Source organism: Sinomonas sp. G460-2, from assembly GCF_047759905.1.
Lineage (GTDB): Bacteria > Actinomycetota > Actinomycetes > Actinomycetales > Micrococcaceae > Sinomonas.
The window spans coordinates 1-17,334 of sequence record NZ_JBKZWT010000056.1; the positions used below are offsets into that span (position 1 = coordinate 1).

Consider the following 17,334-nt stretch of genomic DNA (forward strand, 5'->3'; position numbering starts at 1 on the left):
GCCGCGCTCGAGCTGGACGGCGAGCCCTACCGCTACGCGTGGGCCGTCAGCGGCGAGGACGGCGGCGCTGGCCGCACCCTCTTCGTGGGCGACGGCGGATGGTCAGTCGCGCTGCCCGTGCTTGACCGTACACAGCGGCTCGGGCGCGTGCTCGACGGCATTCACCATCACGCGGGGGAGGCCTCGCCCGAGGTGCGCTCGCCCATGCCGGGAACGGTCGTCTCCGTCGCGGTGGCCCCGGGCCAGGCCGTCGAGGAGGGCCAGCCGCTCGTGAGCGTCGAGGCGATGAAGATGGAACACCAGCTCGTCGCCGCGCTCGCGGGCACCGTCCAGCTGCACGTCTCGATCGGCTCGCTCGTCAAGGCTGACCAAGTCGTCGCGACGGTAGTCCCCACAGAGTCAGGCCCTGCCACAACTGGCCCGGCCACAACAAGCCCGAAAGAAACCTAAGGAGCCACCATGGTCGACTTCCAGCTCGACGACGACTACCGGGAGCTCAGCGAGACCGTTCGCGCGTTCGCCGACGAGGTCGTCGCCCCCGCCTCCCAGAAGCACGACGAGGAGCACAGCTTCCCCTACGAGATCGTCTCCCAGATGGGGGAGATGGGCCTCTTCGGGCTTCCGTTCCCCGAAGAGTACGGCGGCATGGGCGGCGACTACTTCGCCCTCGCCCTCGCGCTCGAGCAGCTCGGACGCGTGGACCAGTCGGTCGCGATCACGCTCGAGGCGGGCGTATCCCTCGGGGCCATGCCGATCTATCGCTTCGGCACCGACAAGCAGAGGGAGACGTGGCTGCCCGAGCTCGCCGCCGGGCGCGCCCTCGCGGGCTTCGGCCTCACCGAGCCCGAGGCCGGCTCGGACGCGGGCGGCACGAAGACGAACGCGCGGCTCGAGGAGGGCGCCGAGGGACGCGAATGGGTCATCAACGGCTCCAAGGAGTTCATCACGAACTCCGGTACGGCTATCACGAAGTTCGTCACCGTCACCGCCGTGACGGGCACTGAGACCCGGCCCGATGGCCGGACCCGCAAGGAGATCTCCACGATCATCGTCCCCGCGGGGACCCCCGGGTTCCGGGCCGAGAAGCCGTACAACAAGGTGGGTTGGAACGCCTCCGACACACACCCGCTCTCGTTCAAGGACGCGCGCGTTCCCGAGGAGAACCTGCTCGGCGTGCGCGGCCGCGGGTACGCGAACTTCCTGTCCATCCTCGACGAGGGCCGCATCGCGATCGCGGCGCTCGGCACGGGTGCCGCCCAGGGCTGCGTGGACCTCTCCGTCAAGTACGCGAAGGAACGCAGCGCGTTCGGCTCGAACATCGGCAAGTACCAGGCGATCCAGTTCAAGATCGCGCGCATGCAGGCCCGAGCCCACACGGCCCGCCTCGCGTACTACGACGCAGCCGCGCGCATGCTCGCCGGCAAGCCCTTCAAGACCGAGGCGGCCATCGCGAAGATGGTCGCGGGGGAGGCCGCGATGGACAACGCCCGCGACGCAACGCAGGTGTTCGGCGGCTACGGGTTCATCAACGAGTTCACGGTCGCCCGCCACTACCGCGACTCGAAGATCCTCGAGGTCGGTGAAGGGACCACGGAAGTCCAACTCATGCTCATCGCGCGCGAGCTCGGGCTGTAGCGTAGGTCACGAAAGCAGCCCGGGTCAGACAAGCGGCCGTATGGAGGTTCTGTGATCAACAAAGTGGTGGCCAGCGTCGAGGAAGCGGTGGCGGACATCCCGGACGGGGCGTCGCTCGCCGTCGGCGGTTTTGGCCTGTGCGGCATCCCGGTGGGGCTCATAGACGCCCTGCACCGGCAGGGCACGAAAGACCTCGAGACCATCAGCAACAACTGCGGCGTGGACGATTGGGGCCTCGGGATCCTCCTGAGCGCCGGGCGGATCCGGCGGACCGTGAGCTCGTACGTGGGCGAGAACAAGGAGTTCGCGCGCCAGTTCCTCTCCGGCGAGCTCGAGGTGGTGCTCACCCCGCAGGGGACGCTCGCCGAGAAGCTCCGCGCGGGCGGCGCGGGCATCCCCGCCTTCTACACCTCGGCCGGGGTGGGAACCCAGGTCTCAGAGGGCGGCCTGCCCCAGAAGTACGACGCCGAAGGGAACGTTGTGAAGGCGTCCTCGCCGAAGGAGGTGCGCACCTTCCACGGCGCCGACTACGTGCTCGAGGAGTCCCTCACGCCGGACTTCGGGCTGGTCCACGCCCTCAAGGGCGATCGCCACGGCAACCTCGTGTTCCACGAGACGGCCATGAACTTCAACCCGCTGTGCGCGATGGCCGGGAGGATCACGATCGCCGAGGTGGAGGAGCTCGTGGAGCCGGGCGAGCTCGACCCGGAGCACATCCACACGCCGGGCATCTTCGTCCAGCGCGTCGTGCACGTGCCCGCCGACAGCCCCTTGGGCGAGAAGCGGATCGAGAAGAGGACTGTGGCCGAGACGAAGGAGGCCTCCTGATGCCGTGGACCCGCAATGAGCTCGCGGCGCGTGTCGCGCAGGAGCTCTCGAACGGTCAGTACGTGAACCTCGGGATCGGGATGCCGACGCTCATCCCGAACTACATCCCGGCCGACGTCGAGGTGGTGCTGCACTCCGAGAACGGGATCCTCGGCACGGGGCCGTACCCCGTCGAAGACCGGGTGGATCCGGACCTCATCAACGCCGGCAAGGAGACCGTGACCATCAAGAAGGGGGCCGCGTTCTTCGACTCGGCGACCTCGTTCGGCATGGTCCGCGGCGGCCACGTGGACGTCGCGGTGCTCGGCGCGATGGAGGTCTCGCAGAACGGCGACCTCGCCAACTGGATGATCCCCGGCAAGATGGTCAAGGGGATGGGCGGCGCGATGGACCTCGTGTTCGGGGCGAAGCGGCTCATCGTCATGATGGACCACACGGACAAGCACGGGAACCCGAAGATCCTGCCCGAGTGCACGCTGCCCATCACGGGCAAGGGCTGCGTTGACCGCATCATCACCGACCTTGGGGTCATCGACGTCGTGCGCGACGCCGGGACCAGCCTCGTGGGGGCCGGCCTCGAGCCCGCCAAGCCGGCGGGGGCCGTCCTCGTTTTGCGCGAGCTGGCCCCGGGCGTGACCGAGGAGGAGGTCGTCGCGGCGACCGCCGCCGAGCTCGAGGTAGAGATCCATGACAACGAGCCCTGAGCCGGAATCGGATGCGCCGCGGGTCATCGAGCAGCGAGGGCTCTACTTCGACGAGCTCGAGGAGGGCGTCGTCTACGCTCACCGGCCCGGGCGCACGGTGACGGAGGCGGACAACGTCCTGTTCACCACGCTCACCATGAACACGCAGGCCCTCCACCTCGATGCGGCGTGGAGCGCGGGCCAGCCGTTCGGCCAGCGGCTCGTGAACTCGATGTTCACGCTCGCGACCGTCGTGGGGCAGTCCGTCGCCCAGCTGACGCAGGGCACGATCGTGGCCCAGCTGGGCCTGACCGACGTCTCGTTCCCACACCCCGTGTTCCACGGCGATACGCTCTACACCGAGACAGTCGTCGTCGAGAAGCGGCTCTCCTCGTCGCGTCCCGGCCAGGGCATCGTGACCATGGAGCACACGGGCCGCAACCAGGACGGCGTCGTCGTCGCGCGGGCGAAGCGCTCGTGCCTCATGTGGACCAAGGAAGCACACCGATGACGCCCTCAGAATCAGACCGGCCAGCGCCTTTCAGCATGGGCCCCGCCCTGCTGTTCTGCCCGGCCGACCGGCCCGAGCGCTTCGGGAAGGCCGCCGAGCGGGCCGACGCCGTCATCCTCGACCTCGAGGACGCCGTCGCCCCCGACGCGAAGGCAGCGGCCCGGCATCACCTCACCGTCGCATCGCTCGATCCGCGCCGCACGATCGTGCGCGTCAACGCCGCGTCGACGCCGGACTTCGACATCGACCTGGACGCCCTCGTCGCGACGCCGTACCGCACGGTCATGCTGGCGAAGGCCGAGTCGCCCGCGCAGCTGCGGCGATTGGCGGGCTTCGACGTCGTCGCCCTCTGCGAAACGGCGGCGGGCGTGCTCAACGCCGCGGCCATCGCGGCCGAGCCCAACGTCGTCGCGCTCATGTGGGGTGCCGAGGATCTTGTGGCGTCCTTGGGCGGGACGTCGAGCCGAGCGGACGACGGCGGGTACCGCGCCGTCGCGCTGCACGCGCGGTCCACGGTCCTGCTTGCCGCCGGCGCGTTCGGCAAGGCGGCCATCGACGCCGTCTACACCGCGATCCAGGACCTCGAGGGGCTCGCGGCCGAGGCGGCGGACGCCGTCGCGTCGGGGTTCGCGGCCAAGGCGTGCATCCATCCGAGTCAGGTGGCGCCCGTGCGGGAGGCGTATCAGCCGACCCCCGAGGCCGTCGACGCCGCACGAGAGCTCCTCGCGGCATCCGAGGCCGCCGGGACCGGCGTGTTCCAGCATCGGGGAAGGATGATCGACGGGCCGATCCTGCAGCACGCCGAGGCCCTGCTCCGCCGCGCCGGGCGGAGCGCCGAGCTCTAGCGGCCGGAGGTTCGGAAGGGACCGGGCGTTCGGCAGGGACCGGAGGTTCGGCCTCAAAATGGGATATAGGATTCTTGGGTGTTTGCTCTGGTCCTGTTCGCCGTCGTCGCCGGGGCCTTGGCGCAACGCGTTGCCGGGCTCGGCTTCGGGCTCATGGTCTCGCCGATTCTCGTGGTCCTGCTGGGTCCGCTCGACGGCGTGATGATCGTCAACGCGTGCGGCGCGACGTCGTCACTCCTCATCCTCTCGAGGGTCTGGCGCGACGTTGAGTGGCGCCGGTACGTAGGTCTCATCGTGCCCGGATTCGCGGGGATCGCGGCGGGAGCGTATCTCGCGAGCCACGTCCCTGCGGCGCCCCTCGAGATCGGGATCGGCCTCGTCCTCGTCGCCGGCCTCGTGGCGTCTCAGCTCGTAGCCCGCGCACGGCGCCGGCTCGAGGGACCGGTCGACGGCCTGGGGATCATGGCCGCAAGCGGCTTTTCGAGTGGGCTCATGAACGCCGCTGCGGCCGTCGGCGGGCCCGCGGTCACCGCCTACGCCGTGCTCAGCCGCTGGGATCAGCGTCGATTCGGCGCGACCCTCCAGCCGTACTTCATCACGACCGGAACCACGTCCCTCCTCGCCAAGGTCTTCGCGACCGGGGGCCACTGGCCGGCGCTCGAGCTATGGCAGTGGTTGCTCGTGTTCGTGTGCATGCTCGTCGGGATCGTGGCAGGCGACCTCCTTGCCCGCCGCGTCGCCGGCGAGACCGTGCGGCGCTTCGTCATCGGCATCGCCTACGCGGGGGCGGCCCTCGCCATCGTCAACGGGATCAGCCACCTGCCCGCGACCGCCTAGCGAGCTACAGATCCGCCGGATGCCGTTTGCGAAAGGGGGTTCGCATCAGATACGGGGGCTATAACCCCCGTATCTGCGACCAGCCGGCGGAACTGGTGCTAACCGGCGGAACTGGTGCTAACCGGCGGAACTGGGGCTACCCGGCGGAACTGGGGCCACTCGGCGTGACGTCCGGGGCGCTGTCCGGGCCCACCACATGCGGTTTACTGGTGGCATGCAATCTCCCGCCGAGCAGCGTTCCGTGATCATCCTCGGCTCGACAGGAAGCATCGGACGGCAGGCGATCGACGTCGTCGACGGCGCCCCGCACCGCTTCCGCGTGATGGCGCTCAGCGCGGGGGGCGGCAATCTTGGCTTGCTCGCGCTCCAGGCCGTCCACACGCGGGCCGAAGCGGTGGGAATCGCGGAGGGGAGCGTCGACGAGCTCCGGGATCTCATCGCGGGCGCGTCCGCGGCGGCGGGCATCACGGACTATGCCCCCGAGCTGTTCGTGGGTCCCGAGGCCTCGAGCCGTATCGCCGCGTGGAGCGGTGCGAGCGGCCCAGCCGACGTCGTCCTCAACGGGATCACGGGGAGCATCGGCCTGGCCCCGACGCTTGCCGCCCTCGCGTCCGGCGCCACGCTGGCCCTCGCGAACAAGGAGAGCCTCATCGTGGGCGGGACCCTCGTGAAGAGCGCGGCGGCCGCCGGCCAGATCGTGCCCGTCGACTCGGAGCACTCCGCGATCGCCCAATGCCTCCGCGCGGGCCGCGCGGACGAGGTGGACCGCCTCATTCTCACGGCCTCGGGCGGCCCGTTCCGGGGCCGCAGTCGCGCCGAGCTCGCCGACGTGACGCCTGAGGAAGCCCTCAACCACCCGACCTGGGACATGGGCAAAGTCGTCACGACGAACTCGGCGACCCTCGTCAACAAGGGCCTCGAACTCATCGAAGCCCACCTCCTGTTCGATGTCCCGCTCGAGGCGATCGACGTCGTCGTCCATCCCCAGTCGGTGGTCCACTCGATGGTGCAGTTCACGGACGGGTCGATCATCGCGCAGGCGTCGCCGCCCGACATGCGCCTACCGATCGCCCTGGGACTCGGCTGGCCCGACCGCGTGGCCCATGCCGCGGAGCCGTGCGACTGGAGCCGAGCCACGGCATGGACGTTCGAACCGCTCGACGCGCGGGCCTTCCCCGCGGTCGAGCTCGCCAAGGATGCGGCGAAGCAGGGGAGCACGTATCCTGCGGTATTCAACGCCGCCAACGAGGAGGCCGTCGAGGCCTTCCACGCGCGCCGCATCGGCTTCCTCGACATCGTCGATACCGTCGAGGCCGTCCTCGCGGAGCATGGAGGATCCTCGGAGATGTCTGTGGAAACCGTCCTGGCCGCCGAGGAATGGGCACGGAAGCGCGCGCACGAGCGTTTGGCTAGCTGAGCCACAAGCTGTAAGGAACCCTGTGAACCCCACCGTCCTCTTCGTCCTGGGCGTCGTCTTCGTCGCCGTGGGCATTGCCGTGTCCATCGCCCTGCACGAGATCGGGCACCTGCTGCCCGCCAAGCTGTTCAACGTCCGCGTGACCCGGTACATGATCGGCTTCGGACCCACCATCTGGTCCACCCGCAAGGGCGAGACCGAATACGGGATCAAGGCGCTTCCGCTGGGCGGCTACGTGCAGATGGTCGGCATGTACCCGCCGAACCGCCGCGACGGTTCCGTCCGGCAGTCCAGCACGGGCATCTTCCAGGGGCTCGCGGAGGCCGCGCGCGATCAGGCGCACGAGGAGGTCCGCCCCGAGGATCACGGGCGGCTGTTCTACCAGCTTCCGGAGTGGAAGAAGATCATCGTCATGCTTGGCGGGCCGGCGATGAACATCATCCTCGGATTCGTGTTCATGGCGATCGTGCTCATGGGCTTCGGCATCCCGCAGCCCACGAACCAGATCGCGAGCGTCTCGGCGTGCATGGTGTCCTCGAACCAGCAGACCGCGGTGGACACGTCGACGTGCACGAAGACTCCGGCAGCCGCGGCCGGTCTCCGGTCCGGCGACACCGTGGTCCGCTTCGACGGGAAGCAGGTCACGGGCTGGGACCAGCTGTCCTCGTGGATCCGGGCGTCGGCCGGAAGGTCGGTCGGCATCACGGTGCAGCGCGATGGCAAGGACGTGGACCTGACCATTAGCCCCGTGCTCAACACGGTGGCCGTCTACGGCGCCGACGGTCAGCCCGCGAAGAACGCCGACGGAAGCTACAGGACCACCGAGTCCGGGTTCGTGGGCATCGGCTCGCGCCAAGCGCTCACGCCGCAGCCGATCACGGCCGTCTTCCCCGCGGTCGGCGAGAACATCGCCCAGGTGACGGGCGTCGTCGTCAATCTGCCGGCGCGCGTCGTCGCGGTGGGCCAGGCCGCTTTCAGCAGCGCCCCGCGCGACCCGAACGGTCCCATGAGCGTCGTGGGAGTGGGGCGGGCGGCCGGCGAGGTCGCCGCGCTCGAGGACGTCCCGCTCTCCGCCCGCATCGCGACACTGTTCGGCATCCTCGCCGGCGTGAACCTCGCGCTCGCCGTGTTCAACCTCGTTCCGCTGCTCCCGCTCGACGGCGGTCACGTGGCCGGCGCGCTGTACGAGGGCGCCCGGCGGCAGATCGCGCGCTGGCGCCGCAGGCCCGACCCGGGCCCGTTCGACATCGCCAAGCTGCTCCCGCTCACGTACGCGGTCGCGAGCGTCCTCCTCGTCATGAGTGCCCTGCTCATCTACGCGGACATCGTGAAGCCGGTGAAGCTGTTCGGCTGAACGTTCCTTGTCCGTGAAGGGATAGGCTGGTGACATGACCGTCTTCGCCGTTGAATACCTCTATGACGCCTCGACCGCCGCGCGCCGCGACGAGGTGCGCGCCGATCACCGCGGCTGGCTCGCGGGCGTCGCCGACCGGGGCCAGCTGCTCGCGAGCGGCCCGTATGACGACGGCTCGGGTGCGCTCCTGCTCTTCAAGGCCGACGACGCCGAGGCGCTCCGGGCGCTCCTCGCCGAGGACCCCTACTCGGTGGCCGGCCTCATCTCCGGCCTGACCTCGACCGCCTGGAGCCCCGTGTCCGGCCTGCTTGCCGCGCACTTCTGAGTCGCTACCCCTTTCGTCCGCAACACCTCGACGCAACACCGTTCGACAAGGAGCTCTCGTGACTTCGGTCAGCCTCGGAATGCCAGCCTCCCCGCCGCCGGTCCTCGCGCCCCGGCGCAAGACCCGGCAGATCCAGGTCGGTTCAGTGGGGGTCGGCTCCGACTTCCCGGTCAGCGTCCAGTCCATGACGACGACGCCGACCACGGACATCAACGCGACCCTCCAGCAGATCGCCGAGCTCACGGCCGCGGGCTGCGACATCGTCCGCGTCGCGTGCCCGTCCGCGGACGACGCCGAGGCCCTCCCGATCATCGCGAAGAAGTCGCAGATCCCGGTCATCGCGGATATCCACTTCCAGCCGAAGTACGTGTTCGCCGCGATTGAGGCCGGGTGCGCGGCCGTGCGCGTCAACCCGGGCAACATCCGCAAGTTCGACGACCAGGTCAAGGAGATCGCGCAGGCCGCGAAGGATCACGGGACGTCGCTCCGGATCGGCGTCAACGCGGGCTCGCTCGACGCGCGGCTCCTCCAGAAGTACGGCAAGGCGACGCCCGAGGCTCTCGTCGAGAGTGCCGTGTGGGAGGCGAGCCTCTTCGAGGAGCACGACTTCCACGACTTCAAGATCTCGGTCAAGCACAACGACCCGGTCGTCATGGTCCGCGCGTACGAGCTCCTCGCCGAGCGCGGCGACTGGCCCCTCCACCTCGGGGTGACCGAGGCGGGCCCCGCCTTCCAGGGCACCATCAAGTCCGCGACGGCGTTCGGTGCCCTCCTCTCGAAGGGGATCGGCGACACCATCCGGGTCTCCCTCTCGGCGCCGCCCGTCGAGGAGGTCAAGGTGGGCATCCAGATCCTGCAGTCGCTCAACCTCCGCCCGCGCCGCCTTGAGATCGTCTCGTGCCCCTCGTGCGGCCGCGCCCAGGTTGATGTGTACAAGCTCGCCGACGAGGTCACGGCGGGCCTCGACGGCATGACGTTCCCGCTCCGCGTCGCGGTCATGGGCTGCGTGGTGAACGGACCGGGGGAGGCCCGCGAGGCTGACCTCGGTGTGGCCTCCGGCAACGGCAAGGGCCAGATTTTTGTGAAGGGCGAAGTCATCAAGACGGTGCCCGAGAGCGAGATCGTCGAGACTCTTATCGAAGAGGCGATGAAGATCGCCGAGGAGATGGGGGAGGCCGATGGCGAAGATGCTGCAGCGGGCGGCCCCGTGGTCACCGTCTCGTAGTCGCAGAACCTCAATCCGCACGCTTGGGCACGAGGACACCCTCGTGCTCTGCGAACTCGCGGCCGCCGACCCCGTGGCGAACGTGTTCATCGCCTCGCACGTGCTCGCCACGGGCACGGCGGCGCCGACCCCGAGCGGTGCCGAGATCCTCGGCGCGTTCGACGGCGACGGGCGGCTCACGGGCGCGTGCTGGCTCGGCGCGAACATCGTCCCGGTCGGAATGACGGCCGACGACGCGCCCGCCTTCGCCGATGCCGTGCGCTCCGCCGATCGCCGCTTCGCCTCGATCTTCGGGCCAGCCGAGGCGACTCTCGCCCTCTACAACGGCATCGGTGGTCGGCGCGCGCGTGACGTGCGCGCCGTCCAGCCGCTCATGGCGATCGACGGCGGCCCCGCCGTCCGCCCGGATCCGCTCGTCCGCGTCACGACCCTCGACGACTTCGAGGTCCTCGCGCCCGCGTGCGTCGCGATGTTCGAGGAGGAAGTGGGTTATTCGCCGGTCGTGGGCGGAAGCGACAACTACTACCGCCGCGTCCGCCAGCTCATCCAGCAGGGCCATTCGATGGCACGGTTCGGAGAGGACCGCGAGGTGCTGTTCAAGGCCGAGCTCGGCGCGGTTTCGTCGGCCGCGACCCAGGTGCAGGGCGTGTGGGTCAACCCCGCCCACCGCGGCCTCGGCCTGAGCCACGGCGGGATGGCCGCCGTCGTCGGCTTCGCACGCAAGCTCGCGCCCGTGGTGAGCCTGTATGTCAACGACTACAACCACCGGGCCAAGGCGTGCTACGAGCGCGTGGGCTTCGAGCGCGTGGGGACTTTCGCCACGGTGCTGTTCTGAAGGACCCGCGCTGTTCTGAGGGACCCGCGCTGTTCTGAGGGGCTCAGGGGGCTCCGGACTGACGCCCGGGCAGCGGCTCCGTCAGGTGGCGCTGGATGGCGGGCGCGAGGAGCTGCTCCGCCTCCTCTGAGGGGAGGGACGCGAGGGGCTCGAGCTTCACGATGTAGCGCGCGATCATGAACCCCACGACCTGGGTCGCCGCCATGGATGCGCGGAGTTCGCGCTCGGCGTCGTCCCCCGGGAGGCCCTCTGCGACGCGCGCGAGGATCCGCCGTCGCACGACGTCGGCCAGGAGCCTCGAGCGCGACGTCGAGCTGATGGTCGCGCGGAAGAAGGCCGCGAGCGCGTGGCGCTGCGGGCCCTCCCACAGCCGAACGATCGCGTGCGCCACGAAGCGCCCGCGCTCCGCGAGGTCGCGCCCTTCGACGCCGTCGAGGATCACCTGCGGGTCGATCGGCAGCGCGACCGAGGCGGCGAAGAGGTCTTCCTTACCGGCGAAGTAATGGTGGACGAGGGCTGCGTCCACGCCCGCCTCACGCGCGATCTGGCGCAGGCTCACGCCGTCGTACCCGTCGTCCGCGAAGAGGCGCGTCGCAGTGGCGACGATCTTCGCGCGGCGGTCGGACGCGCCGGGCGGGCGGGCCATCATGGTGCGCTCGTCATGACGACTTCCGGCGCAGCGTGAGCGAGGCGAGGATGAGCACGCCGAGGAGAATGGCCGCCATGATCCAGAGATCGAGCCACATCTCGCTCGTCGGGTTGGTGTTCGCGGTGATCTCCTGGAGCGCCTTGACCGAATACGTGAGCGGCATCCAGTCCGAGATCGCGTGGAAGACGTCGTTCATCCGGTCGCGTGCCACGAACAGCCCACAGAGCAGGATCTGCGGGATGACCACGACCGGCATGAACTGCACCGCCTGGAATTCTGTCCGCGCGAAGGCGCTGCAGAAGAGGCCCAGAGACACGCCCAGGACGGCGTTGACCACCGCGACGAGCACCACGAGCCCGCCGTACCCCTTGATGTCGAGGTTGAACACCCAGTAGGCCACCGTCGTCGCGATGACGGACTGGAGCGCCGCCATGATCGAGAACGCGATCCCGTAGCCGAACAGGAGGTCAGCCTTGTGGATGGGCGTGGTCATGAGCCGCTCGAGCGTCCCCGAGGTGCGCTCGCGGAGCATCGTGATGGAGGTGATGAGGAACATGATCACGAACGGGAAGATGGCGAGCATGATCGGCCCGATGCGGTTGAACGTGTGCGGGACCCCGGGCGGGAGGGTCTCGTTCTCGAAGAGCCAGTAGACGACCGCGAGGAGCAGCGAGGGGACCACGAGGATCAGAGCGATGCTGCGCTCGTCGTGCCGGAGCTGGTTGAGAACCCGTGCCGTCGTGGCCCAGAGCATCCGGAGGTTCATGCCACACTCTCCTCTCGCGGAGTTCCCGACTGGATGAGACCCAGGAAGGCCTGTTCGAGGTCCTGGCTCCTGCCGCGCTCGCGCAGTTCGTCGGGGGTCATCTGGCCCACGAGGGCGCCTTCGCGGAGAAGGAGGAGCGAGTCGCAGCGGCTCGCCTCCTCCATGACATGGCTCGAGACGAGGAGCGTCGTGCCATGATCGGCGAGGGCGCGGAAGCGCTCCCACAGATCGACGCGGAGCACTGGGTCGAGGCCCACGGTTGGTTCGTCGAGGACGAGCAGTCTGGGCTCACCGACGAGCGCGCACGCGAGCGACACGCGGCTGAACTGCCCTCCTGAGAGATCCACGGCCTTGCGCTTTTCGAGCCCCGAGAGGCCGACGGCGTCGACCGCCTCGCGTGCGGCGGTGCGGCTCTTGCCGTGCAGCGCCGCGAAATAGCGCACGTTGTCGAGAACGGTCAGGTCGTTGTAGACCGCCGCGTTCTGCGTCATGTAGCCGATCTCGGGGCGCAGCGAGGTGGTGCCTGCCGGGCGGCCCAGGACCCCGAGGGTCCCTGAGGCGATGCGCTGGACGCCCATGATCGTGCGCATGAGGGTGCTCTTGCCGCTCCCGGACGGGCCGAGGAGCCCCGTGACGCGCCCCGCGGGAACGGAGAAGCTGATTCCGCGGAGCACCTCCATGCGGCGAAGCTTGACGACGAGCCCGTCAGCTTCGATGGCCGCGGCGGGACGGTCGGCCAGGTCTCTGTGGGGTGGGACTGGTGGGACTGCGACGTGGGACATGAGATCGACTCCCAGTTGATTCACCGTTTGGTAATTCACCACTTGATGAATTCAGGGTAGGGCGGAGGGGTATGTCCGTCAATGCCCGCGCGAGGGTCGCGTCCAGGCTGGGATACATTGGTAGCTGACCTTTTCCTGCCCACACGCCAGACCGGCCCAGCCCAGAACGGATGCCCGCGTGGCCCTGCGACTCTCCACTCTGTTCCTGCGAACCCTCCGCGAGGACCCGGCCGACGCCGAGGTGGCCAGCCACAGGCTGCTCGTCCGCGCCGGCTACATCCGCCGTGCCGCGCCGGGCATCTACACGTGGCTCCCGCTCGGCCTGGCCGTGCTGGGCAAGGTCGAGCGGATCATCCGCGAGGAGATGGCCGCGATCGGCTCCCAGGAGGTGCATTTCCCGGCGCTCCTGCCCAAGGAGCCCTACGAGGCGACCAACCGGTGGACCGAGTACGGCGAGGGCATCTTCCGGCTCAAGGACCGCAAGGAAGCGGACTACCTCCTCGCGCCGACGCACGAGGAGATGTTCACGCTCCTCGTCAAGGACCTGTACTCGTCCTACAAGGACCTGCCCTTGAGCCTCTACCAGATCCAGAACAAGTACCGCGACGAGGCGCGCCCCCGCGCGGGCCTCCTGCGCGGCCGCGAGTTCATCATGAAGGACTCCTACTCGTTCGACGTCGACGACGAGGGCCTCGACGCGAGCTACGCCGCGCACCGTACCGCCTACCTGCGGATCTTCGAGCGCCTCGGCCTCGAGGTCATCCCGGTCAAGGCGACCGCCGGCGCGATGGGCGGCTCGAAGAGCGAGGAGTTCCTCCACCCGACCGAGATCGGCGAGGACACGTTCGTGCGCTCGCCGGGCGGCTACGCGGCCAACGTCGAGGCCGTCACGACGGTCGTGCCCCGCGCGATCGACTACACGAACGCGCCGGCCGCCCAGGTCCTCGACACCCCCGATACCCCCACGATCGAGACGCTGGTCGAGGCATCGCAGACCATCTTCCCGAACGCCGAGCGCGAGTGGACGGCCGCGGACACCCTCAAGAACGTCGTGCTCACCGTCACGCTCCCCACCGGGGAGAAGCAGCTCGTGGTCATCGGGGTGCCCGGCGATCGCGCCGTTGACCTCAAGCGCGTCGAGGCGAACCTGGGCGCGTTCCTGCCGATCGCGGGCGAGATTGGCCTCGAGGCCGCGAACGACGACGAGCTCAAGTCCCAGCCCCTTGTCGTCAAGGGCTATCTCGGCCCGGGCCTCGACCCGGACGACGCGCTCTTGGGCCTTGACGGCAAGTCGGGGCTCCTCTACCTCGTGGACCCCCGTGTGGTCTCCGGCAGCTCGTGGATCACGGGCGCCAACCAGCCGGGCAAGCACGTGTACGGACTCGTGGCCGGCCGCGACTTCGGGTGGGACGGCGTCATCGAGTGCACCGAGGTGCGCGCGGGCGACGAGTCCCCCGACGGCTCGGGCCCGCTCGAGACGGCCCGCGGCATCGAGATGGGACACATCTTCCAGCTCGGCCGCAAGTACGCTGAGGCCCTCGAGCTCAAGGTGCTCGACGCGAACGGCAAGCAGGTCACGGTGACCATGGGCTCGTACGGCATTGGCGTCACGCGCGCCGTCGCGGCCCTCGCCGAGTCGAACCACGACGAGCGGGGGCTCATCTGGCCGCGCGCCGTCGCGCCCGCGGACGTCCACGTGGTCGCCGTCGGCCGCGGCGAGGAGATCTTCGCGGAGGCCGAGCGCCTCACCGCCGAGCTCGAGGCGCACGGCCTCACGGTCATGCTCGACGACCGCCCGAAGACGTCCCCCGGAGTCAAGTTCGGCGACGCCGAGCTCATCGGCGTCCCGACGATCGTCGCGGTCGGCAGGGGCTTCGCGACCGGCACGCTCGAGGTCAAGGACCGCCGCTCCGGCACGGCCGAGGACGTCCCGGTCGCCGATGTCGTGGACAAGGTCGTGCGCGCCGTCCGCGGCGAATAGCGCGGCGAGCAGCGAGTGGCGTCCGGGCTCGAGTCCGTCGATCTCCTCACCGTTATCCTCGTGGTCCTCGCGGGCTTCTGCGCCGGCTGGGTCGACGCCGTGGTGGGCGGGGGAGGGCTCATCCAGCTCCCCGCGCTGCTCGCCCTGCCCGGCATGACCCCCGTGCATGCGCTCGCGACCAACAAGATGGGCTCGGTCTTCGGTACGACCACGAGCGCCGCCACGTACGCGCGGCGCGTGCGCCCGGACCTCCGCACAGCCATCCCGATGGCCATCGTGGCGTTGGCCGGCGCGTTCGGCGGGGCTGCGCTCGCGTCAGCGTTGCCGGCCCGCGTCTTCAAGCCGATCATCCTCGCGGCCATCATCGCCGTCGCGATCTTCACGGTCCTCAAGCCGCAGCTCGGCCAGTACACCGAGCTGCGGCTCAAGGGGCGGCGCCACTTCGCGGCCGCGTGCGGCCTCGGCGCGGTGATCGGGTTCTACGACGGCCTGATTGGTCCGGGTACCGGCTCGTTCCTCGTGATCGCCCTCGTGTCCGGCATGGGCTATGCGTTCCTCGAGGCGAGCGCGAAGGCCAAGATCGTCAACATGGCCACTAACATCGGGGCGCTCCTGCTGTTTGCCCCGAGCGGCGCGCTCCTCTGGGGCCTCGGGCTAGTGCTCGGCGCCGCGAACATGGCCGGCGGGTACGTGGGCGCCCGGATGGCCGTCTCGCGCGGGAACAGGTTCATCCGGTGGGTGTTCCTCGCCGTCGTCGCGGCCCTCGCCGTCAAACTCGGCATCGACGTCTGGAACGAGAACTTCGCCTAGCCGACCCTGAGCCACGGGACGCCGCGGGCGTACCATGCAGCCATGCTGCGTCCCGAGGACTACACCGCACCGTTGGACCGGGCCGCCGAGCACGCGCGGCGATGGCTGGGCAGCATCCCGTCGAGGCACGTAGGCCCGCGGACGACGGCGGACGAGCTCGCCGAGGCCTTCGGGGGCGAACTTCCGGAGGCTGGCCTCGATCCGGCCGCCACGGTGGACGCCCTCGCGGCAGCGGCCGAGCCGGGACTCATGGCCATGCCGTCGGGGCGCTTCTACGGCTGGGTCATCGGCGGCACCCTCCCGGCCGCGATGGCGGCGGACTGGCTCGTGAGCGCGTGGGACCAGAACACGGGACTCCGCTTTGCGACCCCGGCCGTGGTCGCGGCCGAGGAGGCCGCCGGCCGATGGGTCCTGGATCTGCTCGACCTGCCGAGGGGCGCGGACGTGGGCTTTACGACCGGTGCGAGCATGGCCAACTTCAGCGGGCTCGCCGCCGCGCGGTGGAGGGTCCTCGAACGCGCGGGCTGGGACCTCAACGAGCGCGGACTCTCGGGGGCGCCGCGGATTCGCGTCCTCGTGGGCGCGGAGCGGCACGACACGATCGACATGGGCCTGCGCCTCCTCGGCCTCGGCGCTCCGGAACCGGTCGCCGTCGACGGCCAGGGGCGCATCCGCCCAGACGCCCTCGCCGCGGCGCTCGCGGAAGAAAGGCCGGACGGGGAGCACTCGGGTGACGCCCCCGCCGTCGTCTGTCTCCAGGCCGGCAACCTGCATTCGGGCGCGTTCGACCCGTTCCACGAGGCGATCGCCGTGGCCCGGGCGCGCGGCGCGTGGGTGCACGTCGACGGCGCGTTCGGACTGTGGGCTGCGGCATCCGCTTCGACGAAGCACCTCATGCGCGGTGCCGAAGAAGCGGACTCGTGGGGGACGGACGCGCACAAGAACCTCAACGTGCCCTACGACTGCGGCATCGTGGTGTGCCGTGACATCGTCGCGCTGCGGCACGCGCTGGGCCTCCACGCCGACTACCTCGTCCACGACGCCCACGGCGACCACGGCCCCGGCGACCCGTTCGAGAAGGTCCCCGAGCTCTCCCGCCGGGCCCGAGGCGTTCCGGTGTGGGCCGCGCTCCGCTCGCTCGGACGCTCCGGCGTCGACGCCCTCGTCGCGGGCCTCGCGGAGCACGCGGCGGAGCTCGCGCGTCGCGTCGGCGAGCTTCCCGGGGCGGAGGTGCTCAACGACGTCGTGTTCAGCCAGGTCACGCTCGCGTTCGGTTCCGACGCGCGCACGGCCGCCGTCGCAGACTTCCTGGCTCGCGACGGGCGCGTGTGGATGAGCGGCTCGCGCTGGCACGGCCGCGTGGTGCTGCGCATCTCGGTGGCCAACTGGTCCTCCGACGCGGAGGACGCAGAGGTGTCCGTCGCGGCGATCCGGGACGCGCTCGCGGCGACGCAAGGCCTCTGACTGAGAGGCCGCGTCCGGCTAGTCGAGCCGCTTGAGCTCGCGCACGTCGGGCAGGCCCGGGAGGAGCCGCGAGCACAGGGCGCTTGCGACCCACAGGGACCGCTCGAGGTCGCCCCGATGGCCCGGCTTGCCCGCGTACCACAGCGCGTTCTCGACCTCGCGGAGCACGGCCCATTCGCGGGCCGCCTCGGGGTCGAGGCCCGCCGTCTCGGCGAGGTCGCGGCAGCGCTCGAGGAGCGCTCGGGGCGCGTCGGCGTGCCGCAGCTCGGGAAGGCGGTTCCACAGCATGGGGGCCACGGCGAACTCGGCCTCGCCGACGGCCGCCTGCGGATCGATCGCGCGGAAGCCCGCGCCGCCACCACTGCCGTCGGAGCCGGTCGCGCCGAG

General features: G+C 70.0%; 19 protein-coding genes. 15 read left to right on the forward strand and 4 right to left on the reverse strand.

Features of this window, described 5'->3' with window-relative positions; all coding sequences use genetic code 11:
• From ACLN58_RS08050 to ACLN58_RS08105, 12 genes are all read left to right on the forward strand, one after another.
• On the forward strand, nt 1–450 hold a 450-nt coding region (locus ACLN58_RS08050; RefSeq protein WP_415854745.1), incomplete at its 5' end, for an acetyl-CoA carboxylase biotin carboxyl carrier protein subunit.
• Nucleotides 451–459: 9 nt separating this feature from the next.
• Nucleotides 460–1,635 carry an acyl-CoA dehydrogenase family protein gene (locus tag ACLN58_RS08055; RefSeq protein ID WP_415854746.1) on the forward strand — a complete coding sequence of 392 codons (1,176 nt, stop codon included), beginning with the start codon at nt 460–462 and terminating at the stop codon, nt 1,633–1,635.
• Between the two features lie 51 nt (nt 1,636–1,686).
• Nucleotides 1,687–2,463, forward strand: coding sequence for a CoA transferase subunit A (locus ACLN58_RS08060; protein ID WP_415854747.1), 777 nt, complete (start codon nt 1,687–1,689; stop codon nt 2,461–2,463).
• Nucleotides 2,463–3,167 (forward strand): CoA transferase subunit B, encoded by a 705-nt coding sequence (locus ACLN58_RS08065; protein ID WP_415854748.1) that lies wholly within the window; start codon nt 2,463–2,465, stop codon nt 3,165–3,167. The genes ACLN58_RS08060 and ACLN58_RS08065 overlap by 1 nt, the downstream gene beginning before the upstream one ends.
• A complete protein-coding gene (locus tag ACLN58_RS08070) occupies nt 3,151–3,657 on the forward strand; it encodes a MaoC family dehydratase (RefSeq protein WP_415854749.1) in 507 nt (168 codons plus the stop codon). The genes ACLN58_RS08065 and ACLN58_RS08070 overlap by 17 nt, the downstream gene beginning before the upstream one ends.
• Before the next feature lie 35 nt (nt 3,658–3,692).
• Nucleotides 3,693–4,502, forward strand: a complete 810-nt coding sequence (locus ACLN58_RS08075; RefSeq protein WP_415854750.1) for an HpcH/HpaI aldolase/citrate lyase family protein — start codon at nt 3,693–3,695, stop codon at nt 4,500–4,502.
• 78 nt (nt 4,503–4,580) lie between these two features.
• Nucleotides 4,581–5,339 (forward strand): TSUP family transporter, encoded by a 759-nt coding sequence (locus ACLN58_RS08080; RefSeq protein ID WP_415854751.1) that lies wholly within the window; start codon nt 4,581–4,583, stop codon nt 5,337–5,339.
• Nucleotides 5,340–5,553: 214 nt separating this feature from the next.
• The gene (gene dxr / locus ACLN58_RS08085) at nt 5,554–6,756 is read left to right on the forward strand and encodes a 1-deoxy-D-xylulose-5-phosphate reductoisomerase (protein WP_415854752.1); all 1,203 of its coding nucleotides are present in this window, start codon (nt 5,554–5,556) and stop codon (nt 6,754–6,756) included.
• Nucleotides 6,757–6,778: 22 nt separating this feature from the next.
• Nucleotides 6,779–8,110, forward strand: a complete 1,332-nt coding sequence (locus ACLN58_RS08090) for a M50 family metallopeptidase (RefSeq protein WP_415854753.1) — start codon at nt 6,779–6,781, stop codon at nt 8,108–8,110.
• Between the two features lie 34 nt (nt 8,111–8,144).
• Complete coding sequence (locus ACLN58_RS08095) at nt 8,145–8,435, forward strand: YciI family protein (RefSeq protein WP_415854754.1); 291 nt, start codon at nt 8,145–8,147, stop codon at nt 8,433–8,435.
• A gap of 58 nt (nt 8,436–8,493) precedes the next feature.
• Complete coding sequence (gene ispG, locus ACLN58_RS08100; RefSeq protein ID WP_415854755.1) at nt 8,494–9,660, forward strand: flavodoxin-dependent (E)-4-hydroxy-3-methylbut-2-enyl-diphosphate synthase; 1,167 nt, start codon at nt 8,494–8,496, stop codon at nt 9,658–9,660.
• 43 nt (nt 9,661–9,703) lie between these two features.
• Nucleotides 9,704–10,495: a GNAT family N-acetyltransferase gene (locus ACLN58_RS08105; protein ID WP_415854756.1), complete on the forward strand. Its 792-nt coding sequence runs from the start codon at nt 9,704–9,706 to the stop codon at nt 10,493–10,495.
• A gap of 43 nt (nt 10,496–10,538) precedes the next feature.
• On the opposite strand, the gene ACLN58_RS08110 is transcribed toward ACLN58_RS08105, so the two are convergent.
• The 3 genes from ACLN58_RS08110 to ACLN58_RS08120 are packed head-to-tail and all read right to left on the reverse strand — an operon-like array spanning nt 10,539 to nt 12,692.
• Complete coding sequence (locus ACLN58_RS08110) at nt 10,539–11,144, reverse strand: TetR family transcriptional regulator (protein ID WP_415854757.1); 606 nt, start codon at nt 11,142–11,144, stop codon at nt 10,539–10,541.
• Nucleotides 11,145–11,154: 10 nt separating this feature from the next.
• Nucleotides 11,155–11,910, reverse strand: a complete 756-nt coding sequence (locus ACLN58_RS08115; protein ID WP_415854758.1) for an ABC transporter permease — start codon at nt 11,908–11,910, stop codon at nt 11,155–11,157.
• Nucleotides 11,907–12,692, reverse strand: a complete 786-nt coding sequence (locus tag ACLN58_RS08120; protein ID WP_415854759.1) for an ABC transporter ATP-binding protein — start codon at nt 12,690–12,692, stop codon at nt 11,907–11,909. Before ACLN58_RS08120 ends, ACLN58_RS08115 begins: the two co-directional genes overlap by 4 nt.
• A 178-nt stretch (nt 12,693–12,870) precedes the next feature.
• Between ACLN58_RS08120 and ACLN58_RS08125 the strand changes: the two genes are divergently transcribed.
• From ACLN58_RS08125 to ACLN58_RS08135, 3 genes are read left to right on the forward strand one after another with little or no spacing between them, the layout of a single operon-like run.
• Nucleotides 12,871–14,673: a proline--tRNA ligase gene (locus ACLN58_RS08125; protein WP_415854760.1), complete on the forward strand. Its 1,803-nt coding sequence runs from the start codon at nt 12,871–12,873 to the stop codon at nt 14,671–14,673.
• A gap of 15 nt (nt 14,674–14,688) precedes the next feature.
• Complete coding sequence (locus ACLN58_RS08130; RefSeq protein WP_415854761.1) at nt 14,689–15,483, forward strand: sulfite exporter TauE/SafE family protein; 795 nt, start codon at nt 14,689–14,691, stop codon at nt 15,481–15,483.
• 42 nt (nt 15,484–15,525) lie between these two features.
• Nucleotides 15,526–16,947 carry a pyridoxal phosphate-dependent decarboxylase family protein gene (locus ACLN58_RS08135; RefSeq protein ID WP_415854762.1) on the forward strand — a complete coding sequence of 474 codons (1,422 nt, stop codon included), beginning with the start codon at nt 15,526–15,528 and terminating at the stop codon, nt 16,945–16,947.
• 18 nt (nt 16,948–16,965) lie between these two features.
• Here the strand turns inward: ACLN58_RS08135 and ACLN58_RS08140 are convergent.
• A partial coding sequence (locus ACLN58_RS08140; protein WP_415854763.1) for an aminoglycoside phosphotransferase family protein occupies nt 16,966–17,334 on the reverse strand: 369 nt, incomplete at its 5' end.